Below are 25,026 nucleotides of genomic sequence, written 5' to 3' on the forward strand. Positions count from 1 at the left end.
TGCAGCGCTGTGCGCGCTGCGAAGCCACTCCATCCGTGCGTCCCCGCGGCCGCCCGAGCAGTGCCGCTTAGAACGGGTAGTGACGCTCCCCGGTCTGCACGGTGATCCAGCGCAGGTCGGTGAACTCGTGGACGCCGGCCAGCCCGCCGAAGCGGCCCCAGCCGGAGGCCTTCACCCCGCCGAACGGCATCTGCGCCTCGTCGTGGACCGTCGGACCGTTGACGTGGCAGATGCCGGAGTCGATGCGGTGAGCGACCTCGAGGGCACGGGCGGCGTCGCGGCCGAAGACGGCGGCGGACAGGCCGTACTCGGTGTCGTTCGCGGCCTCGACGGCGGCGTCGACCCCGCGGACGCGACGGACAGACTTCACGGGGCCGAAGGACTCCTCGGACCAGATCTTCATCTCCGGGGTGACGTCGACGACGAGGGTCGGCTCCATCAGCGTCGAGTCGGCCTTGCCCCCGGTCGCGAGGGAGGCCCCCTTCGCGAGGGCGTCGTCGATGAGGGCGTTGCAGCGCTCCACCGTCGAGGAGTCCACGACGGAGCCGAGGACGACGTGACCGGTCGGGTCGCCGGTGGACAGCGAAGACGCCTTGGCGGCGAGCTTCTCGACGAACTCGTCGGCGATCGCCTCGTCGACGATGATCCGCTCGGTCGACATGCAGATCTGGCCGGAGTTGGCGAAGGCGCCGAACGCGGCGGCGGACACCGCGGCGTCCACGTCGGCGTCGTCGAGGACGACCAGAGGGGCCTTGCCGCCGAGCTCCAGGACGCTCGGGGTGAGGTGCTCGCCGCAGAGGCGGCCGATGATGCGTCCGACCGGGGTGGAGCCGGTGAAGTTCACGCGGCGCACGGCGGGGTGGGCGATCATCGCCTCGACGACCTCGGCGGCGTGCTCCGGGGCGTGGCTGACGAAGTTCACCACCCCGTCCGGGATGCCTGCGGCGAGCAGGGCGTCGACGATGAGGCGGTGGATCCGGGGGCACTTCTCGCTGGCCTTGAACACGACGGTGTTGCCCACGGCGAGCGGCGTCGCCAGCGAGCGGACCCCGAGGATCACCGGCGCGTTCCACGGCGCCATGCCGAGGACGACGCCCGCGGGCTGCCGGATCGCCATCGCGAGGCTGCCCGGCACGTTCGACGGGACGGTCTCGCCCCGCACCTGCGTGGTGAGGGCGGCGGCCTCGCGGAGCATCCCGGCGGCGAGACCGACGTTGAAGTGGGCCCAGTGCCCGGGCGACCCGGTCTCGGTGACGGTGGCGTCGACGAAGTCCTCGACCCGTGCCTCGAGCTCCGCGGCGGCGGCGGTGAGCAGAGCGCGACGCTCGGCCGGGCCGGTGGCGGCCCAGGCGGGGAACGCGGCGGCCGCCGCCTCGACGGCGTGGACGGCGTCCTCGACGCCGGCGGCGGCCGCGCGGGTCGCGACCTCGCCGGTCACCGGGTTGAGGCGCTCGAAGGTGGCGCCGCGGGCGGCGCCTCGGTCCTGGCCGTTGACGGACAGCTGCACCGTGGTGGTCACGGGGTCTCCTGGTGGGATCGGGGGTGGCGGGCCGCCGGCGGGAGCACGGCGGGGTCGGCGGCGGGGGCGGAGCGGGGGTCCTCGGGCAGCTGCGCGACCTGGTCGCGGCACCACGGGCTGATCGCGCGGGTGCCGTCGAGGACCCCGCGGCGGAACTCCGCCCAGGGCTCCCAGACGGCCTGCTCGACCTCGGCGGGGTCGGGGACCACGGGGCCGGTGGCCACGGCGGTGTAGACGGGGCACATCTCGTTCTCGACGACACCGTTGGCCATCACCGCGCGGTAGCGGAACGCCGGCAGCGCGAGCCGGACGTCACTCACGCCGACGCCGATCTCCTGCGGCGCCCGACGGCGTACGGCGTCCGCCGGGGTCTCGCCCGGCCCGGGGTGGCCGCAGAAGCTGTTGGTCCACTCCCCCGGCCACGTCGGCTTGTGCAGCGCGCGCTGCGTGACCAGCACGCGGCCCTCGTCGTCGAAGACGTAGCAGGAGAAGGCGAGGTGGAGCGGTGTGTCGGCGTGGTGGACGCCGGACTTGGCCGTCGTCCCGACCGCCTCGCCGGCCTCGTCGAGCAGCACCACGAGCTCCTGGCCCGGCGCGCTCATGCCGGCCTCGCCAGCTGGTCGACGGCCCAGTCGAACGCCCAAGGCAGGCGGCGCGCGGCCGGGACGATCCGGGACCGGACCGGGGAGGCGCGGGTGGCGGTGAGCAGGCCGGCCGTGAGCAGGTCGTGCCGCCAGGTCAGGCGTCGCCAGGTCCGATCGTAGCCGGCGGGGTCGTCGGCGGCGACCGCGGTCACGGCGGCCTGCGCCTGCGCCAGACCCAGCGCGAGGCCCTCACCGGTGAGGGCGTCGACGTACCCGGCGGCGTCACCGACGAGCAGCACCCGTCCGGCGACGCGGGCGCGGGTGCGCTGGCGCAGGGGGCCGGCACCCCGGACGGGTCCGGGCTCGGCGCCGGCGACGCGGGCCGCCAGCGCCGGGAAGGAGCGCAGCAGGTCGGCCAGGGGACGGCGGTCGGCGGTCAGCACCGCGAGGCCGACGAGGTCGGGGGCCACGGGGGTCACGTACGCCTCGCCGACGTCGCTCCAGTGCACCTCGACGTGGCTGCTCCACGGTGCGGTGGCGAGGTGGAGGCGCTGGCCGTACCGCTTGGGGTCCCGCCCCCGCGTCCCCTCCAGGCCGACCAGGCGGCGGACGGACGAGTGCAGGCCGTCGGCGCCGACGAGGTAGCGGGCGGGCTCGCCGTCGACCACGACGTGCCCGTCGGTCTGCTCGATGCTGCGCACCCGCCGGTCGCAGACGGGGATCCCGGCGGCGGTGACGGCCTCGCGCAGGGCCGCGTGGAGCGTCGTACGGCGGACGCCGCGGCCGGGCCCGGCGCGGAAGTCCGCGCGGGCCTCGACGCCCGCGCGGCCGCCGTCGACGTACCGGATGCCGTGCAGGTCGACGCCGGGCGGGTCGACGCCCAGCGCGGCCAGGGCGGCGACGGCACCGGGCATGAGGCCCTCGCCGCAGGCCTTGTCGACGACCCCACCGCGGGGCTCGCGGACCTCGACGTCGAGGCCGGCGCGGGCGGCGTGGAGGGCGGTGGCGAGGCCGACGGGACCGCCGCCGGCGACGAGCAGGTCACGCACGGGCCAGCGCCTGGTTCTCGACCCGTAGGCGCACGGCCAGCAGGGCGGCGTTGAGGACGGTGAAGAGCAGCGCGGTGATCCAGGCCCCGCCCACCAGCGGCAGCGCGAGGCCCTCGACGACGACGGCCACGTAGTTGGGGTGGGAGAAGAACCGGTACGGGCCACCGGAGACGAGCCCGCCGCCGGGGACGACGATGACGCGGGTGTTCCACTGCTTCCCCAGCGTGGTGATGCACCACCAGCGCAGCGCCTGGGCGGCCAGGACGAGGGCGAGCATCGTCCAGACGAGCAGGCCCGGCGGCTCGGGGCGGCGCACCCACACCTCGACGAGCGCGCCGACGAGGAAGCCGGTGTGCAGGAGCACCATCACCGGGTAGTGGCCCTGCCCGGACTCGACGCCGCCGCGGGAGAACGCCCAGGCGGCGTTGCGCTTGCTCACGACGAGCTCGGCGACCCGCTCGAGGCCGACGAGCAGGACGAGGACGGTGAAGCCGACGGCGAGCGTCACGCGGCGTCACCTGCCCGCAGCAGCACCAGCTCGGAGCAGAAGCCCGGGCCCATCGCCATCAGCACGCCCCAGGACCCGGGCGCCGGCGGGCGGTCGCGCAGGGTGTCCGCGAGGACGTGCAGGACCGAGGCGGACGACAGGTTGCCGATCTCGGCGAGCGAGTCGCGGGTGAGCTGGACGTCCCACGGCTCCAGCCCGAGCGCGGACTGCAGCGCGTCGATGACCTTCGGACCGCCGGGGTGGCACACCCACCAGCCGATGTCGCCCCGTGCCAGCCCGTGGTCGGCGAGGAAGGCGTCGACGTCGTCCCCGACGTACGCCTCGACCAGGTCGGGGACGTCCGCACCCAGCACGATCCGCAGGCCGGTCGCGGCGACGTCGAAGCCCATCGTGCGCTCGGAGTCGGGGTAGAGCCGGCTGCGGGAGTCGACCACCTGCGGCGCGGACGGCCCGGAGCGGTGCGTGCCACCCATGACGACGGCGGCGGCGCCGTCACCGAACAGGCCGCTGGCCACCAGGTTCGGGACGCTGGTGTCGTCGCGCTGGACCGTCAGCGAGCACAGCTCGACGGAGACGAGGACGGCGACGTGGTCGGGGTGGCCGACGAGGTGGTCGGCCACCCGGGCCACCCCGGCGGCGCCCGCGACGCACCCCAGACCGACGAGCGGCACCCGGCGGACGTCGGGACGCAGACCGACCACGGCCGCGATCCGGGCGTCCAGCGACGGGATCGCGAGCCCGGTGACGGTCGTGGTGACGATGAGGTCGACGTCGGACGGGGTCAGGTCGGCGGCCTTCAGCGCGTCCTGCAGCGCCTGGGCGCCGAGCCGCACCGCGTGGGTGATGAACAGGTCGTTCGCCTGTCCGAAGTCCTGGAGCCCGGCGTACGTCTCGAGCGGGACGGCGAGGTGGCGGTGGGCGACCCCGGCGTTCGTGTGGAAGCGGCGGAGCAGCCGGGCGTCGACGGTGGCCTCCGGGGCCACGATGACGTCGACGAACGCGTCGGTGATCGTCTGCTGGTCGTAGCGGTGCTCCGGGAGCGCGCCGCGGACGGCGAGCACGCTCGGCCCGGTGGGCTGGACGGCTGCGGTCATGGCCTGCTCCTGTTCGCCAGGCCCGTGAGCAGTCCGCCCGCGAGCCGAGTGGTGATGCGTCCGCGTCCGAGCCCGAGCTCGACGAGGTCGTCGAACGCGTGCGGGTCGCGCCGGGCCGCCTCGATCCCGGCGACCACGACCCGCGGTACCCCGGACAGCCGCGCCGCGGTGGCCGTGTGCTTGAGGTGGGTCCCGAGCAGCCGTCGTACGTCGCGACGGTACGCCGCCCCGGCGGCGCCGGCGTCACCCTCGCGCAGCGCGGTCACGGCCGCACGCCCGGCGGCGAGGCCGGTGGCGACGGCGTAGTAGATGCCCTCGCCGGTCATGGGGTTGACCAGACCGGAGGCGTCGCCGGCGAGCAGGACCCGCCCGTCGGGCTGGCGCCAGCGCCACCCCGACAGCGGCAGGTGGTGCGCCTTCCACGACCCCGGGACGCCGTCCTCGCTGGCGCCGGGCAGCAGCCGCTCAAGCTCCTCCGTCATCACCGCCCGTGTGGGAGGGCCGCCGCGCTCGGTGCCCAGCAGCTCGCCGTACCCGACGTTGGTCAGCCCGTCGCCGCGGTCGAAGGCCCAGGCGTAGGACGGCTGGCGGCGCTCGCCGTACCGGATGACCTGGGCGCCCTCCCACTGCGGCCGCGTCGGCACGTAGCCGCGCAGCGCCAGTGCGCGGCGCTGCGGTCGGTCGCCGGCCAGCGCGCGGCGCACCACCGAGTGGGCGCCGTCGGCGCCGACCACGACCTCGGCGCGCTCACCGGCGAGGTCGACCCCGGCGCCGTCGACCGCGACCCCGTCGACCTTCGTCCGCCGCAGCGTGGCGCCGGCGGCGACCGCGCGCTCGACGAGGCGGGCGTCGAAGACCTCGCGCGGGATCACCCACACCGGCCGGGCCAGGGGCCGGGCGACGCTGGCGTCGCCGAGCGCGAGCTCGAGGCGGCGCATCGGCGTCCACCCGTCGGCGACGCCCGTGACGCCGGCCCCGGCGAGGGCCTCGAAGACGTGCGGGGCGATGCCGTCGCCGCAGACCTTGTCGCGGGGGAAGTCCGCCCGGTCCAGCAGCAGGACCCGCAGGCCCGGTTCCGCGGACAGCGCGCCGAGTGCCGCCGCGCTGCCGGCGGGTCCGGCGCCGACGACGACCAGGTCCCAGCTCATGCCCCCACCCTGCCCTGTGCCACCACGAGCAGGACGACGTCCACCAGGGCGATGCCCATCGCGGCCAGGAAGGCGCTGCGTCCGCGGGTCATGACGGTGGTCGCCGCGAGACCGCCGACGGCCACGACGAGTCCGCCCAGGAGCACCCCCGTGACGGGGGCGCCGAGGGCGAGGACGGCGGAGGCGATCACGAGGAGCAGTGCCCCGACGGGCGCGACCCATCGGACGCCGTAGGTGTCCGCGAGCCGGTGGGGCATCCCGCGCACCCCGGTGGCGGCGTCGTCGGCGAGGTCGGGCACGACGTTCAGCACGTGCGCGCCGACCCCGAGCAGCGCGCCCGCCAGCGGCACCCAGGCGGGGACGGCGAGCTCCCCCGTCAGCAGGACGAACGCCGGCAGCGCCCCGAACGCGACGGCGTACGGGACCCACGAGAGCGCTGTCGCCTTGAGCCCGAGGTTGTACGCCCAGCCCCCGGCGACGACCAGCAGGCCGGTCACCGCGGCGCCCGGCCCGGCGACGAACCCGACGACGGCGGGCAGCGCCACCGCGGCCAGCAGGGAGACGCCGGTCGCCGTCCGCAGGGTCGGTTCCGACAGCTCGCCGCGCGCGACCGGCTTGTCGGAGCGCCCGACCTGGCGGTCCCGCGCCGCGTCGAGCAGGTCGTTGGACCAGCCGATCGACAGCTGCCCCGCCAGGACCGTGACCACCACCAGCACGACGGTCGCGGTGTCGAGCCCCGCTCCGACGGCCAGGAGGCCGGAGAGCAGGGTGACCGCGACCGTCGGCGCGGGGTGGCAGGCGCCCAGCAGGGCCCGCACGGTCAGCGGCGCCGTACCGCGACGGTCGCGGTCTCGCCGTCCGCGAGCGCCACCTCGGTGGCCCCCGTGCCCGGCTGCTCCACGACGATCACGCTCACCGCCAGCGTCTCCTCCGCGACCAGGGCCTCGTGGGCGGCGACCGCGCCGACGACGCCGGGCGTGCCGGACACCGTGAGCTCGATGCGGTCGGACACCTCGAGGCCCGCGTCGCGGCGGGCCTGCTGGACGGCACGGACCAGGTCGCGGGCGAGGCCCTCGGTGGCGAGGTCCGGGGTGACCCGGGTGTCCAGGGCGACGAACCCGCCGCCGGGCAGGACGCCGGTCGCGGTGTCCTCGCCGGCGCCGTCGGCCACGGTGTCGAGGGAGTACTCGCCCTCGACGAGCGCGAGCCCGCCCGCGGTCACGGTGCCGTCCTCGCCCACGGACCAGTCGCCGGACTTGGAGCCCTTGATCGCGGCCTGGACGTCCTTGCCGAGGCGCGGACCGGCGGCGCGTGCGTTCACGGTGAGCCGCTGCGCCACGCCGTACGACGCCGCCTCGGGCTCGTCGAGCCCCAGCAGGCGCACCTCGCGCAGGTTGAGCTCGTCGGCGACGACGCCGGTGAACGGCTCGAGGGCCTTCGGGTCCGGGACCACGACGGTGAGCGAGGACAGCGGCAGGCGGGTCCGCAGGCCGGCGGCCTTGCGCAGCGCGGAGCCGGCCGAGCACACGTCGCGCACGGCGTCCATGGCCGCCACCAGCTCGGGGTCGGCGGGCAGCTCGTCGGCGTCCGGCCAGTCCGTGAGGTGGACCGAGCGGCCGCCGGTGAGGCCGCGCCAGATCTCCTCGGCGGTGAGCGGCAGCAGCGGAGCCACGACCCGGCAGACCGTCTCCAGCACCGTGTGCAGGGTGTCGAACGGCTCGGTCGCCGTCGTGTCCGACGTCGAGAAGTCCGTCGCCCAGAACCGCGAGCGGGAGCGGCGGATGTACCAGTTCGTCAGCACGTCCACGAAGCCCCGCGTGGTCTCGCAGGCGCCCGCGACGTCGTAGGCGTCCATCTGCTCGGTGGTCCGCTCGACGTACTCACGGGTCTTGGCGAGCAGGTAGCGGTCCATCGGGTGCGTGGAGTCCGCGCGGGTGCGCCCGGCGTACCCGGTCGGGCCGGCGGCGCCGGCGTACAGCGCGAGGAAGTACCACGCGTTCCACAGCGGGATCATCGTGTGGCGCACGGCGTCACGGATGCCCTGCTCGGTGACGACGAGGTTGCCGCCGCGCAGGATCGGGCTCGACATGAGGAACCAGCGCATCGCGTCGGCGCCGTCGCGGTCGAAGACCTCGCTGACGTCGGGGTAGTTGCGCAGCGACTTGCTCATCTTCGCGCCGTCGGAGCCCAGCACGATGCCGTGGGACAGGCAGGTCTCGAACGCCGGCCGGTCGAAGACGCCGGTGGCGAGGACGTGCAGCGTGTAGAACCAGCCGCGGGTCTGCCCGATGTACTCGACGATGAAGTCGGCCGGGAAGTGGTCGTCGAACCAGTCGGCCGACTCGAACGGGTAGTGCACCTGCGCGAAGCTCATCGACCCCGAGTCGAACCAGACGTCGAGGACGTCGCTGACCCGGCGCATCGTGGAGCGCCCCTCCTCCTCCGACCGCGGGTCGTCCGGGTTCGGGCGCGTCAGCTCGTCGACGAACGGCCGGTGCAGGTCGGGGTTGCCGTCCCTGTCGCGCGGCAGGTCGCCGAAGTCGCGCTCCAGCTCGGCGAACGAGCCGTACACGTCCAGGCGCGGGTACGCCGGGTCGTCGCTCTTCCACACCGGCACCGGGCTGCCCCAGAAGCGGTTGCGGGTGATCGACCAGTCGCGCGCGTTCTCGATCCAGCGGCCGAACTGGCCGTCGCGGATGTGGCCCGGCACCCAGGCGATCTGCTGGTTGAGCTCGGCCATCCGCTCCTTGAAGGCCGTGACCTGGACGAACCAGGACGAGACGCCCTTGTAGATCAGGGGCTCGCGGCAGCGCCAGCAGTGCGGGTAGGAGTGGTCGTAGGTCTCGCGGCGCAGCAGCACCGTGCCGGCGCCGACCGACCCGGTCCGGGCCCGCAGGTCGTCGATGATGTGCGGGTTGGCGTCGAAGACCTGCATGCCGGCGTAGTCGTCGACCGGCGCAGTGAAGCGGCCGTCCTTGCCGACGGGCATGACGGCCTCGATGCCCTCGCGGTCGGTGACGACCTTGTCGTCCTCACCGAAGGCGCCCGCGGTGTGCACCAGCCCGGTGCCGTCGGTGGTGGTGACGAACTCGGCCGCGACCATCCGGAACGCCCGCTCGTGGCCGGCGTAGTAGGTGAACGGCGGGTCGTACGTCGTGTCGACGAGGTCCGCGCCGCGCACCCGCGCGACGACCTCGGCGTCGCCGAGCTCGCGGGCGTAGGCGCCGAGACGGGGCTCCGCGAGCAGGAAGCGCTCGCCGTCCTCGCCGTCCTTGGCGGGCTGCTGGACCACGACGTAGTCGATGTCCTCGCCGACCATGATCGCGAGGTTGGAGGGCAGGGTCCACGGCGTCGTCGTCCAGACCAGCGCCTTGACGCCGGCGTACGGCCCGGAGGTGAGGGGGACGCCGACGGTGACGGCGGGGTCCTGGCGGTTGCGGTAGGTGTCCTCGTCCATCCGCAGCTCGTGGTTCGAGAGCGGGGTCTCGTCCTTCCAGCAGTACGGCAGGACGCGGAAGCCCTCGTAGACCCAGCCCTTGTCGAAGAGCTGCTTGAAGGCCCAGATCACCGACTCCATGTAGTCGGCGTTCATGGTCCGGTAGTCGTGGTCGAAGTCGACCCAGCGCGCCTGGCGGGTGACGTAGTCGCGCCACTCGCCGGTGTACTTCATCACCGAGGCGCGGCAGGCCTCGTTGAACTTCTCGACGCCCAGCTCGAGGATCTCGTCGGTGGTCTTGATGCCGTTGAGGCGCATGGCCTCGAGCTCGGCGGGCAGGCCGTGGGTGTCCCAGCCGAAGCGGCGCTCGACCCGGCGTCCGCGCATGGTCTGGTAGCGCGGGACGAGGTCCTTGACGTAGCCGGTGAGCAGGTGGCCGTAGTGCGGCAGGCCGTTCGCGAAGGGCGGGCCGTCGTAGAAGACGTACTCGTTGTCACCCTTCTCCCCCGCCTCGCGCTGCTCGACGCTGGCGCGGAAGGTGTCGTCGGCGTCCCAGTAGTCGAGGACCCGCTTCTCGATGTCGGGGAAGCGCGGGCTCGGCGGGACGGCGCCGGACGGGTCGGTGGTGACCTTGGGGTAGGTCTCGCCTGCCATGGGTGGTTCTCCTCGCGGGTCGTCGCTCCGGTCGAGGACGACCACCCGGTGCGGGGAGCCGCGGTACCACCTCGGTTGCCCCGTCGCCGGGACCACTCCATGACGGCTGTGACGGGCCTACCCGTCCGGGTCTACTGGGCCCCGCCGCGGCGTCGGAGGGGCTGTTCTTCCGGAGGCTCGCCGCTGATGACGGCTCGAGCGCCTGTGGTGCGATCGTACGGCGGCCGGGCGGGGTGCCGCGAACCGGATTCGGCTCAGCCCGCGTCCGGGCCCTGGTCCTTGACCCGGTGCAGCAGCCACTGCGTGCCGCCGGTGCGGATCAGCGCGAGGCGGGTGGCGCCGTGGCGCCCGTGCAGCCGGAACACGAACCGGCGCTCGTCGCGGCGCTCCAGCTCCCACCACCCGTCGTCCGCGATGGACTTGTCGGCGTCGGTGTACGTCGCGTGGTCGAGGTCGTGGTCGTCGACCGCCACCGCCAGCCGGTCCTGCCGCGGGTCGGTCGGCGGGCCCTTCGGCAGCGCCCACGACCGCAGCACGCCGTCCTCCTCGAGCCGCAGGTCGTGGTGCGGCTGGGGCACGCGGTCGTCGTGGAGGACGAAGCGCGGCCGGTCCGGCGGGCGCGGGGAGTCAGGCACCCACCCAGTCCAGCACCTCGGTGGCGACGTCGTCCGCGGTGCGGCCCTCGGTGTCGAGGCGCAGGTGGGGCAGGTGGCGCAGCAGGTCGTCCGCGGCGGACGGCCGGTCGGGGTCGGTGTTCATGCGGCTGCGGGCGTCCAGCTCGCGCACGTGCGCGTCGGACCAGGCCAGGTCGGCCTTCGACGGCTTGGCCGCGATCCGGTCGGCCCCGACGTTCCGGGCAAGCCGCGTCGTGAGGTCGGCGTACAGCTCGACGCAGCGGATGGTGAGCCCGGCGTCGACGTACGGCCCGATGTAGCGCCGCACCGCCGCGACGTCCTCGGGCTGGTCGACCCACCAGGCGAAGGTGAAGACCAGCGACAGCCGGTCCGCGGCCGCCTCCTGCACCACCCGCAGGCGGAACTCCTCGTTGAGGACGTCGAACGCGCGGGTGCCGTGGCCGAACACCTCCAGCAGAGGCTCGATGGTGTGGTGGTTGTGGAAGAGCCGGTAGTCGCTGCGCGCTGCCACCGCCCGGCCCACGGTCATCTTCCCGACGGCCGGTGGGCCGGTGATCAGGAGCAGGTCGCCGGTCATGCGGCGAACGTTAAGGGCACCTTGAGGTTCGTTTCGCGTCGATTTAGCGGGCCGACCCTCACGCTGGAGCCACGCTCGACCCACACGACCGACTCGTCACCGAGTCCCAGGAGGAGATCCCCATGTCCCGCCGCCCGTTCCGTCACCGTCTCGCCGCCCTCGCCGTCGCGCCCCTCGCCGTCGCGCTCGTGGCCTGCGGGTCCGACGACACCGACGCCGACGACCAGCCGAGCGAGGTCGTCACCGAGACCGTCACCCAGTCCCCCGACGGCGCCACCTCCGACGACGCCGGCTCGCAGCAGTCGCAGGGCTCCGGCAACGGCAACGGCGGCGGTGCGGCCGCCGGCGACATCGAGGCCGCGGCGCAGACCGCCCTCGGCGAGGTCGCCGGCTCGACGCTCACCTCGATCGACATCGACGACTCGGGCGACTGGGACGTCACCCTGCTCAGCGAGGACGGCACCGAGAACGACGTCGACGTCTCCGCCGACGGCAGCACCGTCACCCGCGGCCCCGTCTCCGACAACGACGACAACGACGCGGACGACCAGGCCGAGCGCCAGCGCCTCCTCGAGGCCCAGGTCGTCTACATCGACGCCATCGAGACCGCCCGCGGCGAGTTTCCTGACCTCGACGTCACCGGCGCCAGCCTCGACGACGACAACGGCACCCTCACCTGGGACATCGACTTCGGCGACGGCACGAACGACGACGCCCAGACCGTGCTCGTCGACGCCGCCACCGGCGACGTCGTCGGCACCGAGACCGACAACGACGGCGACGACGACTGAGTCGCCGCCTCGCACCACCGATACTGCAGGGGTGACGGGTCCCGGCGCCGGCGAGAGCTGGCGCTGGGACCCGTCGCTGTACGCCGGCGCCGCCGCCCACTACGTCCGTGGACGGACGCCGTACCCGCGTGAGCTGGCCGACCGCCTCGCCGACGAGCTGGGGCTCGACGGGACCGGGCGACTGCTCGACCTCGGCTGCGGACCCGGGTCCTTGACCCTGCTCCTCGCCCCGCTGTTCGCCGAGGCCGTCGGCCTGGACGCCGACGCCGACATGCTCACCGCAGGCCGCGCCGCCGCGCGAGCCGCAGGCGTCGAGAACGTCGCCTGGGTCCACCGACGGGCCGAGGACCTGGGGTCCGACCTCGGCGTCCTCGACGTGGTGACTCTCGCGCAGTCGTTCCACTGGATGCGCCGCGACGAGGTGGCCGCCCTCGCCCATGACGCCCTGCGCCCGGGAGGGACGCTCGCCCACGTCCACGCCACCACGCACGAGGGGGTGCGCGACGCCGACGCCCCGCTCCCCCACCCCCGACCGCCCCGCGACGAGGTCGACCGGCTGGTCGCCCGGTACCTCGGACCCCGGCCGCGGGCGGGCCGGGGCACCCGCGACCGGCCCTCGCCCGAGGCCGAGCGCGGCGCCGAGGAGGCCGTGCTCTACCGGGCGGCCGGCTTCGACGGCCCCACCGGCTTCGAGGTCCCGGGCCGGGTGGTCGTCCGCACCGTCGACGAGGTCGCCTCCAGCGTGTTCTCGCTGTCGTACGCCGCACCCCACCTCTTCGGGGACCGGCTGGCGGCCTTCGACCGCGACCTCCGGGCGCGGCTGCACGAGGCCGCCGGTGCGGACGGGCTGTTCAGCGAGCGCCTGCGGGAGATCCGCGTCGACCTCTGGCGCCGCTGACGTCGTCGGAGGCGATCACTGTCTCTGAGAGACAGTGATCGCCTCCGATGGGTCCAACAGACCCAACGACGCCACGGCCGCCTCCCGCGCCCGGGCGCGCAACGACGCGGGCTCGAGGATCTCGACAGCACCGGCGGAGGCCAGCGAGAGGCCGACCAGCGAGCGGGCGAGGCGGAACCGACCGGCCACGTCGACCCACCCGTCGCCCCGGTCGGCCACCCGCAGGTCACCGCCGGCGACCGCCATCGTCTGCAGCGCGCCGCGCAGCTCCTCCTCCTCGGTCGGTGACGCCGGACGCAGCCGTAGCACCGCCTCGACGGGCGGGCCCGGTCTCGCCTCGAAGCCGCTGCGGAGCTCGTCCCACACCACCGTCAGCCGGGCGCCCGGCGGCACCACCGCGGCCTCGCCGAGCACCTCGAGGGACCGGACCCGGGCCAGCCGGTAGGTGCGCGGGTCGCCGCGGTGGTAGGCGACGAGGTACCACCGGCTGCCGTTCTCCACGAGGCCGAGCGGGTCGAGCGTGCGGGTTCGGGGCCGGTCGTCGCGCGGCGAGGCGTACCGGACGCGCACCCGGCGGCCGGCGACGCAGGCGCTGCGCAGCGCGGGCAGGTGACCGACGTCGTCGGGGTCGGCGAACCAGCGCCGACGGTCGACGTGGACCACCTCCCGCAGCCGCCGTACCGGCTCGGCCAGGCGGGGCGGTGCGCTGGCGGTGAGCTTGTCGAGTGCCGAGCCGAGCTCGCGGTCGAGGCCGAGGTCGCCGAACGTGTCCAGGCCCAGGTGGGCCAGCAGGACCTGCGCCTCGACGTCGTCGAGGCCCCCGACCTCGGCGCGGAACCCCTCCAGCATCGCGATCCCGCCGTGGCGACCGCGCTCGGTGTAGACGGGCACCCCGGCCGCGGACAGGGCCTCGACGTCGCGCAGGACGGTGCGCTCGCTGACCTCGAGGCGGCCCGCGAGGTCACCCGCGGTGAGGGTCCGGTGGGTGCGCAGCAGCAGCATGATCGACAGCAGCCGGTCCGCCCTCACCCGCCACATGCTGCCCGAGATACCTGACAGGAGGTGTCGGGTATTCGCGACAGGCTCCCCCCATGACCACCACCACGCAGATCCCCGACCTCCGCCCCCTGCTGCTCGACGCCCTCGGCGTCGTCGACGGCCTCGTCGCCACGGTGACGCCCACCGACCTCGACCGGCCCACCCCGTGCTCCGACTTCGCCGTCCGCGGCCTGCTCGACCACCTCGTGATGGTCGTCCGACGTGTGCGGGTCGTCCTGACCGGCGGCCACTTCACCGACGTCCCGCAGGTGAGCGGGCTGGCCGACGACGAGCTGGCCGGCGCCTTCTCCGACGGGCTGGCCGTGCTCCGCACCACCCTCCCGGACGTCGACCTCACCGCCCTGGCCACCGCGCCCTTCGGCACGGTGCCGAACGCCGCGGCCCTGGCGTCGTACGTCGGCGAGGTGCTCGTGCACGGGTGGGACCTGGCCCGGGCCCTGGACCGGACCGACCTGCTGCGACCGGCCCTCGCCGAGCCCGTGGTGGAGCCCGCCAGCCGACGGCTGCCCCGCGAGGGCCGGGAGGGCCTGCCGTTCGGCGAGGTCGTCGAGGCACCGGCCGACGCCGACGCCCTCGAGCGCCTCGTCGCCTGGATGGGGCGCGACCCCCGCTGGCGCCCCTGAGGACCGGACGGGCTCAGGTCACCTTCAGCGAGCCCTCCTAGACTTCGAGGCATGACTTCCGCCTGGGGCCACGGACTGACCACCCGCGACACCGACGGGAACGTGCTGGACTGCTGGTTCCCCTCCCCCGCGCTCGGCGCCACGGAGGAGCACGCCTCCCCCGGCACGCTGGCCAACCTCGTCGGCACCGACGCCGTCCGCGGGGTGTCGACCGAGGTCGAGCTCGTCGAGATCGCCGACCTGGACGCCGCCCCGACGTCCACGCAGGACGTGTGGCTGCGCCTCCACCTGCTGTCGCACCGCCTGGTGAAGCCCCACGGGATGTCGATGGAGGGGGTCTTCGGGCTGCTCACCAACGTCGTGTGGACCTCCGCCGGCCCGTGCTCCGTGGAGGGCTTCGAGGTCACCCGCGCCCGCCTGCGGGGCCAGGGCTCGGTCGCGGTGTACGGCGTCGACAAGTTCCCGCGGATGGTCGACTACGTGCTGCCCACCGGCGTCCGCATCGCCGACGCCGACCGGGTGCGCCTCGGCGCCCACCTCGCGTCCGGCACGACCGTCATGCACGAGGGCTTCGTGAACTTCAACGCCGGGACGCTGGGCTCGTCGATGGTCGAGGGCCGCATCTCGGCGGGGGTCGTCGTCGGCGACGGCTCGGACGTCGGCGGCGGCGCCTCGATCATGGGTACGCTCTCCGGCGGCGGCACCACGGTCATCAGCGTCGGCGAGCGGTGCCTGCTGGGCGCCAACGCCGGGATCGGCATCTCGCTCGGCGACGACTGCGTGGTGGAGGCCGGCTGCTACGTCACCGCCGGCACCAAGGTCACGCTGCCCGCTCGTGACGGGGCCGAGGAGAGGGTCGTGAAGGCCGCCGAGCTGTCCGGCTCCGACGGCATCCTGTTCCGCCGCAACTCCGTCTCCGGGGCCGTCGAGGCGGTCGCCCGCACCGGGCAGGGCATCGCGCTGAACGCCGCCCTGCACGCCAACTAGATGGCCGCCGCCCGCACCGGCGGCGGACGGGCCGGGGTGTTCCTGCTCGTCCTGCTCCTGCTGGTCGGCATCGCGGTCGGGACCTGGTTCGCCGTCGGACGCCTGCTCGGCCCGATCATCCCCGGCCTGCCGACGGCCGACGGGTGCACCGTCGAGGTCGACGGCCACACCGTGGCGGTCTCGACCGAGCAGGCCGAGAACGCCGCCCTCATCTCCGCGATCGCCGTCCGGCGCGGCCTGCCCGCCCGGGCGGCGTCGATCGCCCTGGCGACGGCGTACCAGGAGTCGAAGATCATCAACATCGACTACGGCGACCGCGACTCCCTCGGCCTGTTCCAGCAGCGGCCCTCGCAGGGCTGGGGGACCGTCGAGCAGGTGCAGGACCCCGTGTACGCCACCAACGCCTTCTACGACGCCCTCGTCGAGGTCGACGGCTACGAGGACATGCGCGTCACCGTGGCCGCCCAGGAGGTGCAGCGCTCCGGCTTCCCCGAGGCGTACGCCGACCACGAGGCCGACGCCCGCGCGCTCGCGTCCGCGCTCACCGGCAACTCCGCCGCCCGCTTCACCTGCACCGTCGACGGCGACGTCGAGGCCACCTCCGCCGACCTCGTCGACGTGGGGCTGACCGAGCGGGCGGACGCCGTACGACGCGACGTGCTGGAGGCGTTCGGGGAGGTCCAGACCGGGGGCTTCGCGCCCGAGGGCGTCGACACCGGGCACATGGAGGGCTCGGCGCACTACGACGGCCGCGCCGTCGACTTCTTCTTCCGGCCCGCGAACGGCCCCAACCAGGTCCGCGGGTGGTCGGTGGCGCAGTACCTCGTCGCCCACGCCGCGCGCCTCGACGTCGCCACCGTCATCTACGACGGCCAGATCTGGACCGCCCGCCGCTCCGCCCAGGGTTGGCGCGAGTACGAGGTCGACACCGAGGGCCGCGACGCCGCCACCGCCGCGATCCTCGAGCACCGCGACCACGTGCACGTGGACGTCTTCGAGTAGACGCTCCTCGGTCGACCTACCGCGTGCGGACGTAGATCCGCTGGGGCCGACCTGCCCGGCCGTAGCGCAGGCGCACCTCGAAGCGGCCCACGTCCACGAAGTGCTCGAGGTAGCGCCGGGCGCTGACCCGCGACATCCCGACCGCGTCGGCGCACTCGACGGCGGAGACCTCCGCGCCGACGGGGACCGACTCCAGCACCGTCTGGGCCGACTCGGCGGACAACCCCTTGGGCAGCGGTGGGTCCCGCCGGACGGAGGCGCCGCGGCCGAAGACGGCGTCGATGTCGGCCTGTCCGCCGACCTGCTCGGCGCCCTCGGCGAGGACCCGGTGGGTGTCGGCGAACTCCTGCAGCCGCTCGAGCAGGTCGGGCGCCTCGAACGGCTTCACCAGGTACGCCGCCGCCCCCTGGTGCAGCGCGGCACGCACCGTGTCGGCCTCCCGCGCGGCGGTGATCATGATGACGCCCACCGCCGACACGGCAGGGTCCGCGTGGGCGCGCAGGCGCCGCAGCACCTCGACCCCGGACAGGTCGGGCAGGTGGACGTCCAGGAGGACCAGGTCCGGGTGCAGCTGCTCGACCGCCTCGAGGGCCTCGGCCCCCGACCGCACCGTCGCGAGGACGGCGAACCCCGGCGCCCGCTCCACGAACCGCGCGTGGATCGCCGCGACCCGGAAGTCGTCGTCCACGACGAGGACGCCGACCTCCCCGGTGCGCTCGGACCCGCCCGTGCTCACGACTCGCCCTCCTCCCGCTGCGGGAGCGTCGCGCGGAAGACCGCCCCGCCGAGCTCTCCGCCGTTGTCGACCGTGACGCTACCGCCGCGCGACTCGCAGAGGACCCGGACGAGCGCGAGCCCGACGCCCCGTCCGGTCCCCGTCGACGGCTTGGTGGTGAAGCCGCGCTCGAAGACCCGCTCGGCGTCCGGCTCGGGGACCCCGGCGCCGTCGTCGTTGACCTCGACGACGACCTCGCCGTCCACCTCGGTGAGGTGGACGTCGACGTGCCGGCCGCCGGAGTCGGCCGAGGCGTGCAGGGCGTTGTCGACCAGGTTGCCGACCACCGTCGTCACCGCGGCGGACGTGGCCGACGACAGCCGGCCCAGGCGCGAGCCGGGGACGAGCGCGAGCTCCTGGCCCGACTCCAGCGCCGAGCTGGTCTTCGCGACCAGCAGCGCGGCGACGGCGGGGTCCTCGACCATCGAGGTGACCGCGTCGCTGATCTCGGCCCGGCGGCGGGTGAGGTCGCCGACCAGGCGCCGGAGCTCGTCGTACTCCTCGAGCTGGACCAGGCCCGACAGGGTGTGCAGCTGGTTGGCGTGCTCGTGGGTCTGCGCGCGCAGGGTGTCGGTGACGCTGCGGCTCACGTCGAGCTGGCTCTGGAGGGTGACGAGCTCGGTGCGGTCGCGGACCGTGGTCACGGTGCCGATCGAGCGCCCCTCGCTGGCGGCCGCCTCGCGGCTGACGACGAGCGCCTTGCCGTCGGCGACGACGACCGCGTCGCGGGCGGGCTCCGCGGCCAGCAGCAGCGACCGCAGGGCGGGGTGGAGGGCGAGGTCGTCCACGTGGCGCCCCACCGCGTCGGTGGGCAGGCCCAGCAGCGCCCGGGCGCCGTCGTTCAGGACGGTCACCCGCCCGTCGGTGCCGACCCCGACGACGCCCTCGCGGATGCTGTGCAGCAGCGCCTCGCGGTGGTCGGCGAGGGTGGCGATCTCGGCGGGCTCCAGGCCGCGGGTGCGGCGTCGTACGAGCCGCGAGAGCAGGTACGACCCGGCGACGCCGAGGCCGGCGGCGATCGAGAGGTAGAGCAGCGTGTTCTGGGCGGTGCCGGGCAGCCGCTCGCCGAGGGTCGGCGCCAGGACGGCGGCGCCCGCGACGCCGACCTGGAGGAACCCGCCGTCCGCGATGCGGAAGACGGGCCGGTACGACACCAGGAACCGGCGTCCCCCCAGGTCGTCCTCGCCCGTCCAGGGGCGTCCGTCCAGCGCCGGCGCCGCGTCGTCGTCCCCGATCCGGTCGCCGACGATGGTGGGGTCGGACGACGCGACGACCACGCCGTCCGCGTCGGCGACGAACGTCAGGTCCACCCCTGCGCTCTCCTGCTGCCGCACGACGGTGGGCGAGATCGAGCGCTGGGCGCCGACCTGGTCGGTCTGGGTCTGCACCACCCGGGTGTTGCCGATCTGGTTCGCGGCCTGGCGGGTGACCTGCGTCTGGTCGTTGCGGAACTCGACGTCCGACTGACGCACGGAGATCACGGTCACCGCCACCAGCACCAGGGCGATGACACCCATCTGGAAGACGAGGAACTGCCCGGCCAGGGTCAGCCGTGACCACAACGACCGCAATCTCCTCTACCTCCCTAACCGTGACGACCACCACACCCGGCTCGCAGACTCCCACTCAGCCGGTGTGAACCGGCTCACTCCCCGATCCACCGAAGAGGACAGCATGCGACATCGAGCACGACAGGTGCGGCGCACCGCGGGCACGGTCGCCACCACCCTCGCCCTGACCCTGGCCGTCACCTCCTGCGGGGTGACGCGGTCCCAGGCCGGCGTGGACGACGACCTGCTCATGATCATCCCCAACAGCCCGGGCGGCGGGTACGACCTCACCGGCCGCGCCGCGGTCCGCGTGATGGAGGACCACGACGTCACCGGCGGTGGCTTCCAGGTCGAGAACTCCATCGGCGCCGGCGGCAGCCTGGCGTTCGCCCAGCTGATGAACCTCGAGGGCGACGAGGAGTCGATGATGACCGTCGGCCTCGGCGTCGTCGGCTCGCTCTACTCCTTCGGCTCCGAGGAGTCGCTGCAGGACGCGACCCCGATCGCCCAGCTCATCGAGGAGCAGGAGGGGATCCTGGTCCCCGGCGACTCGCCCTGGCGCACCGTCGACGACTTCGTGCAGGCCTGGGAGGCCGACCCGTCGTCCATCACGGTCGGCGGGGGCTCGTCGCCGGGCGGACCGGACCACCTCTTCCCCCACCAGCTCGCTGAGGCGGTCGGCGTCGACCCGACGGCGGTCAACTACATCTCGTACGACGGCGGCGGCCCGCTCACCAGCGCCCTGCTCGGCAACAAGATCCAGGTCGGGTTCTCCGGCCTGGGCGAGTTCGCGGGCTCCATCGAGAACGGCGACCTCCGGGTGCTGGCCGTCTCCGGCGAGGAGCGGATCGAGCAGGAGTCGCTCAACGACATCCCGACGCTGGTCGAGTCCGGCATCGACTTCACGTTCCTCAATTGGCGCGGTGTCCTCGCCCCTCCCGGGATCTCCGCGGAGCGCGAGCAGCAGTACATCGACTACTTCACCGAGATGCGCGCCACCGATGAGTGGACCGAGCAGCTCGAGGCCAACGGCTGGGAGGACGCGTTCCTCACCGGCGAGGAGTTCGACCAGTTCCTCGTCGAGCAGGACGCCCGCGTCGCGGACACCCTGACCGAGCTCCAGCTCATCAACGAGGAGGACGCATGAGCACCACCAGTCCCGAGGCGCCCACCCCCGCCCCGGCCCCCGAGGAGAAGGCGCCCGAGCGCGGCGTCGACGTCGGGCAGATCGTCTTCGCCGGCGTGCTCGGCGTCGCCGGGGCGTACGTCGTGGTTGACGCCACCTCGCTGAACATCGGCTTCGCCGACCCCGTCGGCCCGCGGCTGTTCCCCTACGTCATCGGCGGCGTCCTGATCGCCCTCTCGGCGATCTGGATCGTCGCCACCCTGCGCGGCGACCGCGCCGAGCCGGAGGACGGCGAGGACGTCGACCTCGACCAGAAGTCGGACTTCGCCACGGTCGGCAAGCTCGCCGCCGTCCTCGTCGCCAACGTGCTGCTCGTCGGCGTCCTCGGCTGGGCCGTCACGGGCGGCCTGCTCTTCGCCGGTGCGGCGTGGTCCCTCGGGAGCCGGACCCTGGTCCGCGACCTCCTCGTGGGCGTCGTCCTGGCGGTGCTCAGCTGGTACTTCTTCTACGTCGCGCTGGGAGTCCCCCTCTCGCCCGGCATCCTGGACGGGATCCTCTGATGGAGACGTTGTCACTGCTCGGGGGCGGCATGCTCGACGCCCTCACCCCGATGAACCTCGCGTGGGCGTGCATCGGCGTCCTGCTCGGCACCTTCGTCGGGGTCCTGCCCGGCGTCGGGCCCGCCATGGCGGTCGCGCTGCTGCTGCCCGTCACCTACGGCCTCGACGTCACCTCGGCGCTGATCATGTTCGCCGGCATCTACTACGGCGGCATGTACGGCGGGTCGACGACCTCGATCCTGTTGAACACACCGGGTGAGTCCGCCTCGGTGATGACCGCGCTCGAGGGCAACAAGATGGCGAAGGCGGGGCGCGCCGCGCAGGCGCTGGCCACCGCCGCCATCGGGTCCTTCGTGGCCGGCACCATCGGCACCCTCGGCGTCATCTTCTTCGCGCCGCCGCTCGCCGAGTTCGCCGTCCAGATCGGGGCGCCGTCGTACTTCGCGATCATGCTGCTGTCGATGGTGCTGGTCAGCGCCGTCCTCGGTGCCTCCAAGCTGCGCGGCTTCCTCGGTCTGTTCATCGGCCTCGCGATCGGCCTGGTCGGTCTCGACGGCTCCACCGCCCAGCCCCGGGCGATGCTCGGCCTGAACCAGCTCGCCGAGGGCATCGACGTCGTCGTCGTCGCCGTCGGGCTGTTCGCCGTCGGCGAGGCGCTGTGGACCGCCGCGCACCTGCGCCGCAAGCCGCTGCAGATCATCCCCGTCGGCCGTCCCTGGATGGGCAAGGACGACTGGCGCCGGTCCTGGAAGCCGTGGCTCCGCGGCACCGCCCTGGGCTTCCCGTTCGGCGCCGTCCCCGCCGGCGGTGCGGAGACGCCGACCTTCCTGTCGTACGTCGCCGAGCGCAAGCTCGCCAAGGGCGGCAAGGGTCGCGAGAAGTTCGGCGAGGGCGCCATCGAGGGCGTCGCCGGCCCGGAGGCCGCGAACAACGCCTCCGCCGCGGGCACGCTGGTGCCCCTGCTGGCGCTCGGCCTGCCGGTCACGGCCACGTCTGCGGTGATGCTGGCCGCGATCCAGGGCTACGGCATCACGCCCGGCCCGACGCTGATGACCGACCAGCCGGACCTGATCTGGGCGCTGCTGGCCAGCCTGCTGATCGGCAACGCGCTGCTGCTGATCCTCAACCTGCCCCTGGCGCCGGTGTGGGCGAAGCTGCTCCGCATCCCCCGGCCCCAGCTGTACGCCGGCATCCTCTTCTTCGCCTCGCTCGGGGCCTACGCGTTCCGCCAGCAGCCGTTCGACGTGGCGCTGCTCGTGGTCTTCGGCGCGCTGGGCTTCGCGATCCGCCGCTTCGGGATCCCGGTCCTGCCGCTGATCCTCGGCGTCATCCTGGGCCCCCTGATGGAGGCCAAGCTGCGCGAGGCGCTCGACCTGAGCTCCGGCGACCTGAGCGGGCTGTTCAACGAGCCCATCGCGCTCATCGTCTACGCGATCATCGTGATCGTCGTCGTCGCCCCGCTCGTGTGGTCCCGCGTCGCGCCGACCGCCACGCCCACCACGCCCCACGAGGTCCTCGAGAAGGACCGCCAGGAGGTCGGATCATGATCGTCGTCGCCTACACCCCCGACGTCTACGGCGAGGCCGCCCTCGCCCACGCCGTCACCGAGGCGGGGATTCGCCGCCTGGGCGTCGTCGTCGTGAACGCCACCCGCGGCGACGCGTTCGTCGACGAGCGGTTCGCCTCCGGCGAGCGGCTCGCCGAGCTCGACGCGGCGCTCGGCGAGCAGGGCCTCACCCACGAGGTCCGCCAGCCCGTCGGCGTCGAGCCGTCCGAGGCCGTGATCGACGTGGTCAAGGAGGTCGGCGGCACCCTCGTGGTCGTCGGCATCCGCCACCGCAGCCCGGTCGGCAAGGTGCTCATGGGCAGCGTCGCCCAGCGCATCCTGCTCGACGCCCCCTGCCCGGTGCTGGCGGTGAAGCCGGCGGGCTGACTGACCCCGGTCGGTCGTCGTGACCCCGGATCGTGCGGGATCGGTGCTCGCTGCGAGCACCGGTCCCGCACGGACGTGCGTCAGGCCAGGCGCTGCGCGGCGGCGGTGATGCGCTCGTCGGTCGCGGTGACCGCGATCCGCACGTGCCGCTCCCCCGCGGTGCCGTAGAACGCGCCCGGGGCGGCGAGGATGCCACGCTCGGCCAGCCACGACATGGTGTCCCAGCAGGACTCGTCGCGGGTGCTCCAGAGGTACAGCGCGGCCTCGGAGTGGTCGATGCGGAAGCCGACGCCCTCCAGGGCGCGCCACATCGTGGCCCGGCGGGCGGCGTACCGGTGGCGCTGCTCGACCACGTGCTCGTCGTCGTCGAGCGCCGCGACCATGGCGGTCTGCTGGGGTCCGGGCATCATCAGGCCGAGGTTCTTGCGGACCTCGAGCAGCTCGCCCACCACCGCGGGGTCGCCGGCGTAGAAGGCGCAGCGGTAGCCCGCGAGGTTGGAGCGCTTGGACAGCGAGTGGACGGCGAGCAGGCCGTCGTGGCTGTCCCCGCAGACGTCCGGGTGCAGGATCGAGGACGGGCCCTGCTCGGTCGCCGGGTCGTGCCAGGAGCACTCGACGTAGCACTCGTCGGAGACGAGCAGGACGCCGGCGTCGCGGGCCCAGGTGACCAGCTCGCGGAGCCGCTCGGGGCTGGTGACGCGTCCCGACGGGTTGGACGGCGAGTTGATCCACACCAGCGCGGGCGTGCGGTCGAGCGTCTCCGGCTCGTCGCTCGCGACGATCTCGGCGCCGACGAGCTTCGCCCCCACCTCGTACGACGGGTAGGCCAGCGACGGCTGGACGACGAGGTCGCCCGGGCCGAGCCCGAGGTGGACGCCGAGGGCGCTGATCGCCTCCTTCGAGCCGAGCAGCGGCAGCACGGAGGCGTCCGTGGCCCCGATGACGCCACAACGCCGCGCGAGCCAGTCGAGGATCGCGCGACGGGTCTCGGGCCGTCCGGCGGTCGCCGGGTAGCCCGGCGAGTCGGCACCTGCTGCGAGGGCCTCCCTGACGACGGTCGGCGTCGGGTCGACCGGCGTGCCGATCGAGAGGTCGACGATGCCGTCGGGGTGCGCGCGGGCGCGCTCGCCGTACCCGGCGATCCGGTCCCAGGGGAACTCGGGCAGCCGGGAGGAGACGGGTTTCGAGGCTCGCTGCGCTCGCACCTCAACCACCGACGGGGTGGTAGATCACTCGTCGTGCTCCTGCGGGGGCAGCGCGGCGACGATCGGGTGGTCGTGGTCGATCTCGCCCATCTTGGCGGCGCCGCCGGGCGAGCCCAGGTCGTCGAAGAACTTCACGTTGGCGTCGTAGAAGTCCTTCCACTGCTCCGGGGTGTCGTCCTCGTAGAAGATCGCCTCGACCGGGCAGACCGGCTCGCAGGCGCCGCAGTCGACGCACTCGTCGGGGTGGATGTAGAGCATCCGCTTGCCCTCGTAGATGCAGTCCACGGGGCACTCGTCGACGCACGCGCGGTCCTTGAGGTCCACACACGGCTGCGCGATGACGTAGGTCACCAGATCCTCCTGAAGGCGTTGTGGCAGCCGACCCGTGAACGGTCGGCAGCGGTGGCCAGCCTAGTATCCCGACGTGCTGGGACCACACGTGGTGGGTGCGCGGATCGTGGTCCGCCACCTGTTGCCCGGTCGCACCGGGCCCTCGGGGGGTCCCGCGATGAGCGACGTCCTCGGGATCTGCGAGGAGTGGACGGACGACGACCTCGTCGTCCGCACCGAGGACGGGGCGCTGCGGCGCGTCCCCCACGACCTGGTCGTGACCGGCAAGCCCGTGCCACCCCGCTCGTCGGTCCTGCTGCGGGTGCCCGCCGCGCGGCTGCACCGCGCCGGGCTGGTCATGTGGACCGGGCTCGAGACCGAGCCCCTCGGCGACTGGCTGCTGCGCTCCGCCCCGCACGAGGCGGCCCGCCGCGCGAACTCCACCCTCGCGTTCGGCGACCCCGACCTCCCCGCCGAGGAGGCCCACGCCGCGGTCGTCGCCTTCCACACCGCCCGGGGAGGCGTGCCGGTCGTCGCCGTCGAGGTCGGGTCCGCGGCGCACGCCGGTGTCGAGGCCGCCGGGTGGGTGCGTCACCGCGACGGCGAGGACGACACCCTCGTGCAGGTCGCGTCCATCGCGATGCTCCGCCGCGGGCTGCCGCCCGAGCCGGAGCCGTCCGAGGTGGTCGAGGACGGCCCCCGGGTGGCGCTCGCCGTGCCCGGCGCCCGCGGTCGGGCGGCGTCCGACGGGGACTGGCTGGGGCTGTACGGCATCGAGACCGACCCCGACCACCGCCGCCGGGGCCTCGCGCTGCAGGTGGTGTCGGGGCTCCTCGCCCGGGGCGCGGAGCGGGGAGCGCGGTCGGCGTACCTGCAGGTCCACGCCACCAACACCCCCGCGCTCGCGCTGTACGAGCGTCTGGGGTTCGTCACCCACCACGCCTACCGCTACCTGGTGCCGCCGACCCCCTAGAAAACCGGTT

25 protein-coding genes are annotated in these 25,026 nt (G+C 74.0%); 10 read left to right on the forward strand and 15 right to left on the reverse strand.

Annotated elements, in window-relative coordinates; genetic code table 11:
- Positions 1 to 67: 67 nt before the first annotated feature.
- The 10 genes from Q0858_RS07400 to Q0858_RS07445 all read right to left on the reverse strand — a co-directional run bounded on the left by Q0858_RS07400 (position 68) and on the right by Q0858_RS07445 (position 11,204).
- The gene (locus Q0858_RS07400; RefSeq protein WP_299052233.1) at positions 68 to 1,519 is read right to left on the reverse strand and encodes an aldehyde dehydrogenase; all 1,452 of its coding nucleotides are present in this window, start codon (positions 1,517 to 1,519) and stop codon (positions 68 to 70) included.
- Positions 1,516 to 2,121, reverse strand: a complete 606-nt coding sequence (idi, locus tag Q0858_RS07405) for an isopentenyl-diphosphate Delta-isomerase (RefSeq protein WP_299052235.1) — start codon at positions 2,119 to 2,121, stop codon at positions 1,516 to 1,518. The genes Q0858_RS07400 and idi overlap by 4 nt, the downstream gene beginning before the upstream one ends.
- Positions 2,118 to 3,152, reverse strand: a complete 1,035-nt coding sequence (locus Q0858_RS07410) for an NAD(P)/FAD-dependent oxidoreductase (RefSeq protein WP_299052237.1) — start codon at positions 3,150 to 3,152, stop codon at positions 2,118 to 2,120. The genes idi and Q0858_RS07410 overlap by 4 nt, the downstream gene beginning before the upstream one ends.
- Positions 3,145 to 3,660: an isoprenylcysteine carboxylmethyltransferase family protein gene (locus tag Q0858_RS07415; protein ID WP_299052239.1), complete on the reverse strand. Its 516-nt coding sequence runs from the start codon at positions 3,658 to 3,660 to the stop codon at positions 3,145 to 3,147. Before Q0858_RS07415 ends, Q0858_RS07410 begins: the two co-directional genes overlap by 8 nt.
- Positions 3,657 to 4,754 (reverse strand): 3-oxoacyl-[acyl-carrier-protein] synthase III C-terminal domain-containing protein, encoded by a 1,098-nt coding sequence (locus Q0858_RS07420; protein WP_299052241.1) that lies wholly within the window; start codon positions 4,752 to 4,754, stop codon positions 3,657 to 3,659. Before Q0858_RS07420 ends, Q0858_RS07415 begins: the two co-directional genes overlap by 4 nt.
- The gene (locus Q0858_RS07425) at positions 4,751 to 5,902 is read right to left on the reverse strand and encodes an NAD(P)/FAD-dependent oxidoreductase (protein WP_299052243.1); all 1,152 of its coding nucleotides are present in this window, start codon (positions 5,900 to 5,902) and stop codon (positions 4,751 to 4,753) included. Before Q0858_RS07425 ends, Q0858_RS07420 begins: the two co-directional genes overlap by 4 nt.
- Complete coding sequence (locus tag Q0858_RS07430; RefSeq protein ID WP_299052245.1) at positions 5,899 to 6,720, reverse strand: UbiA family prenyltransferase; 822 nt, start codon at positions 6,718 to 6,720, stop codon at positions 5,899 to 5,901. Before Q0858_RS07430 ends, Q0858_RS07425 begins: the two co-directional genes overlap by 4 nt.
- Positions 6,721 to 6,722: 2 nt before the next feature.
- A complete protein-coding gene (gene ileS, locus Q0858_RS07435; RefSeq protein WP_299052247.1) occupies positions 6,723 to 9,992 on the reverse strand; it encodes an isoleucine--tRNA ligase in 3,270 nt (1,089 codons plus the stop codon).
- A 254-nt stretch (positions 9,993 to 10,246) separates the two neighbouring features.
- Positions 10,247 to 10,627, reverse strand: coding sequence for a DNA polymerase ligase N-terminal domain-containing protein (locus Q0858_RS07440; RefSeq protein WP_299052249.1), 381 nt, complete (start codon positions 10,625 to 10,627; stop codon positions 10,247 to 10,249).
- A complete protein-coding gene (locus Q0858_RS07445; protein ID WP_299052251.1) occupies positions 10,620 to 11,204 on the reverse strand; it encodes an AAA family ATPase in 585 nt (194 codons plus the stop codon). The genes Q0858_RS07440 and Q0858_RS07445 overlap by 8 nt, the downstream gene beginning before the upstream one ends.
- A 122-nt stretch (positions 11,205 to 11,326) precedes the next feature.
- Between Q0858_RS07445 and Q0858_RS07450 the strand changes: the two genes are divergently transcribed.
- Complete coding sequence (locus tag Q0858_RS07450; RefSeq protein WP_299052253.1) at positions 11,327 to 11,995, forward strand: PepSY domain-containing protein; 669 nt, start codon at positions 11,327 to 11,329, stop codon at positions 11,993 to 11,995.
- 31 nt (positions 11,996 to 12,026) lie between these two features.
- The gene (locus Q0858_RS07455) at positions 12,027 to 12,893 is read left to right on the forward strand and encodes a class I SAM-dependent methyltransferase (RefSeq protein ID WP_299052255.1); all 867 of its coding nucleotides are present in this window, start codon (positions 12,027 to 12,029) and stop codon (positions 12,891 to 12,893) included.
- Positions 12,894 to 12,908: 15 nt separating this feature from the next.
- Here the strand turns inward: Q0858_RS07455 and Q0858_RS07460 are convergent, their stop codons facing one another.
- Positions 12,909 to 13,922, reverse strand: a complete 1,014-nt coding sequence (locus Q0858_RS07460; protein ID WP_299052256.1) for a YafY family protein — start codon at positions 13,920 to 13,922, stop codon at positions 12,909 to 12,911.
- Between the two features lie 62 nt (positions 13,923 to 13,984).
- Here Q0858_RS07460 and Q0858_RS07465 point away from each other — a divergent pair, with 62 nt between their 5' ends.
- From Q0858_RS07465 to Q0858_RS21520, 3 genes are read left to right on the forward strand one after another with little or no spacing between them, the layout of a single operon-like run.
- Positions 13,985 to 14,575, forward strand: coding sequence for a TIGR03086 family metal-binding protein (locus tag Q0858_RS07465; RefSeq protein ID WP_299052258.1), 591 nt, complete (start codon positions 13,985 to 13,987; stop codon positions 14,573 to 14,575).
- 51 nt (positions 14,576 to 14,626) lie between these two features.
- Positions 14,627 to 15,562 (forward strand): 2,3,4,5-tetrahydropyridine-2,6-dicarboxylate N-succinyltransferase, encoded by a 936-nt coding sequence (gene dapD, locus Q0858_RS07470; protein WP_299052260.1) that lies wholly within the window; start codon positions 14,627 to 14,629, stop codon positions 15,560 to 15,562.
- The gene (locus Q0858_RS21520; protein WP_366915999.1) at positions 15,563 to 16,564 is read left to right on the forward strand and encodes a hypothetical protein; all 1,002 of its coding nucleotides are present in this window, start codon (positions 15,563 to 15,565) and stop codon (positions 16,562 to 16,564) included.
- Positions 16,565 to 16,580: 16 nt separating this feature from the next.
- Here Q0858_RS21520 and Q0858_RS07480 read toward each other — a convergent pair whose 3' ends face one another.
- Complete coding sequence (locus Q0858_RS07480) at positions 16,581 to 17,300, reverse strand: response regulator (RefSeq protein ID WP_299052262.1); 720 nt, start codon at positions 17,298 to 17,300, stop codon at positions 16,581 to 16,583.
- Positions 17,297 to 18,901 (reverse strand): ATP-binding protein, encoded by a 1,605-nt coding sequence (locus Q0858_RS07485; protein ID WP_299052264.1) that lies wholly within the window; start codon positions 18,899 to 18,901, stop codon positions 17,297 to 17,299. The genes Q0858_RS07480 and Q0858_RS07485 overlap by 4 nt, the downstream gene beginning before the upstream one ends.
- Positions 18,902 to 19,013: 112 nt before the next feature.
- Between Q0858_RS07485 and Q0858_RS07490 the strand changes: the two genes are divergently transcribed.
- From Q0858_RS07490 to Q0858_RS07505, 4 genes are read left to right on the forward strand one after another with little or no spacing between them, the layout of a single operon-like run.
- The gene (locus Q0858_RS07490) at positions 19,014 to 20,036 is read left to right on the forward strand and encodes a tripartite tricarboxylate transporter substrate-binding protein (RefSeq protein ID WP_299052265.1); all 1,023 of its coding nucleotides are present in this window, start codon (positions 19,014 to 19,016) and stop codon (positions 20,034 to 20,036) included.
- Positions 20,033 to 20,575 (forward strand): tripartite tricarboxylate transporter TctB family protein, encoded by a 543-nt coding sequence (locus tag Q0858_RS07495; RefSeq protein ID WP_299052267.1) that lies wholly within the window; start codon positions 20,033 to 20,035, stop codon positions 20,573 to 20,575. Before Q0858_RS07490 ends, Q0858_RS07495 begins: the two co-directional genes overlap by 4 nt.
- The gene (locus tag Q0858_RS07500; RefSeq protein WP_299052269.1) at positions 20,575 to 22,122 is read left to right on the forward strand and encodes a tripartite tricarboxylate transporter permease; all 1,548 of its coding nucleotides are present in this window, start codon (positions 20,575 to 20,577) and stop codon (positions 22,120 to 22,122) included. The genes Q0858_RS07495 and Q0858_RS07500 overlap by 1 nt, the downstream gene beginning before the upstream one ends.
- Complete coding sequence (locus tag Q0858_RS07505; RefSeq protein ID WP_299052271.1) at positions 22,119 to 22,508, forward strand: universal stress protein; 390 nt, start codon at positions 22,119 to 22,121, stop codon at positions 22,506 to 22,508. The genes Q0858_RS07500 and Q0858_RS07505 overlap by 4 nt, the downstream gene beginning before the upstream one ends.
- 80 nt (positions 22,509 to 22,588) lie before the next feature.
- Here Q0858_RS07505 and dapC read toward each other — a convergent pair whose 3' ends face one another.
- Complete coding sequence (gene dapC / locus Q0858_RS07510; protein WP_366916000.1) at positions 22,589 to 23,722, reverse strand: succinyldiaminopimelate transaminase; 1,134 nt, start codon at positions 23,720 to 23,722, stop codon at positions 22,589 to 22,591.
- Between the two features lie 15 nt (positions 23,723 to 23,737).
- On the reverse strand, positions 23,738 to 24,064 hold the full coding sequence (gene fdxA / locus Q0858_RS07515) for a ferredoxin (RefSeq protein WP_299052273.1): 327 nt from the start codon (positions 24,062 to 24,064) through the stop codon (positions 23,738 to 23,740).
- A gap of 157 nt (positions 24,065 to 24,221) precedes the next feature.
- Here fdxA and Q0858_RS07520 point away from each other — a divergent pair, with 157 nt between their 5' ends.
- A complete protein-coding gene (locus Q0858_RS07520) occupies positions 24,222 to 25,016 on the forward strand; it encodes a GNAT family N-acetyltransferase (protein ID WP_299052275.1) in 795 nt (264 codons plus the stop codon).
- The last annotated feature ends 10 nt before the right edge of the window (positions 25,017 to 25,026 follow it).

The sequence above is a fragment of the uncultured Nocardioides sp. genome (assembly GCF_947489365.1).
In the GTDB taxonomy this organism is placed as follows: domain Bacteria; phylum Actinomycetota; class Actinomycetes; order Propionibacteriales; family Nocardioidaceae; genus Nocardioides.

Bases quoted from the DNA above. Each gene is read 5' to 3' on its own strand.
- idi (WP_299052235.1), bottom strand. From the start codon at position 2,121: ATGAGCGCGCCGGGCCAGGAGCTCGTGGTGCTGCTCGACGAGGCCGGC.
- Q0858_RS07425 (WP_299052243.1), bottom strand. From the start codon at position 5,902: ATGAGCTGGGACCTGGTCGTCGTCGGCGCCGGACCCGCCGGCAGCGCG.
- Q0858_RS07495 (WP_299052267.1), top strand. From the start codon at position 20,033: ATGAGCACCACCAGTCCCGAGGCGCCCACCCCCGCCCCGGCCCCCGAG.
- Q0858_RS07420 (WP_299052241.1), bottom strand. From the start codon at position 4,754: ATGACCGCAGCCGTCCAGCCCACCGGGCCGAGCGTGCTCGCCGTCCGC.
- Q0858_RS21520 (WP_366915999.1), top strand. From the start codon at position 15,563: ATGGCCGCCGCCCGCACCGGCGGCGGACGGGCCGGGGTGTTCCTGCTC.
- Q0858_RS07445 (WP_299052251.1), bottom strand. From the start codon at position 11,204: ATGACCGGCGACCTGCTCCTGATCACCGGCCCACCGGCCGTCGGGAAG.
- dapD (WP_299052260.1), top strand. From the start codon at position 14,627: ATGACTTCCGCCTGGGGCCACGGACTGACCACCCGCGACACCGACGGG.
- Q0858_RS07505 (WP_299052271.1), top strand. From the start codon at position 22,119: ATGATCGTCGTCGCCTACACCCCCGACGTCTACGGCGAGGCCGCCCTC.
- Q0858_RS07520 (WP_299052275.1), top strand. From the start codon at position 24,222: ATGAGCGACGTCCTCGGGATCTGCGAGGAGTGGACGGACGACGACCTC.
- Q0858_RS07450 (WP_299052253.1), top strand. From the start codon at position 11,327: ATGTCCCGCCGCCCGTTCCGTCACCGTCTCGCCGCCCTCGCCGTCGCG.
- Q0858_RS07500 (WP_299052269.1), top strand. From the start codon at position 20,575: ATGGAGACGTTGTCACTGCTCGGGGGCGGCATGCTCGACGCCCTCACC.
- Q0858_RS07490 (WP_299052265.1), top strand. From the start codon at position 19,014: ATGCGACATCGAGCACGACAGGTGCGGCGCACCGCGGGCACGGTCGCC.
- Q0858_RS07465 (WP_299052258.1), top strand. From the start codon at position 13,985: ATGACCACCACCACGCAGATCCCCGACCTCCGCCCCCTGCTGCTCGAC.
- ileS (WP_299052247.1), bottom strand. From the start codon at position 9,992: ATGGCAGGCGAGACCTACCCCAAGGTCACCACCGACCCGTCCGGCGCC.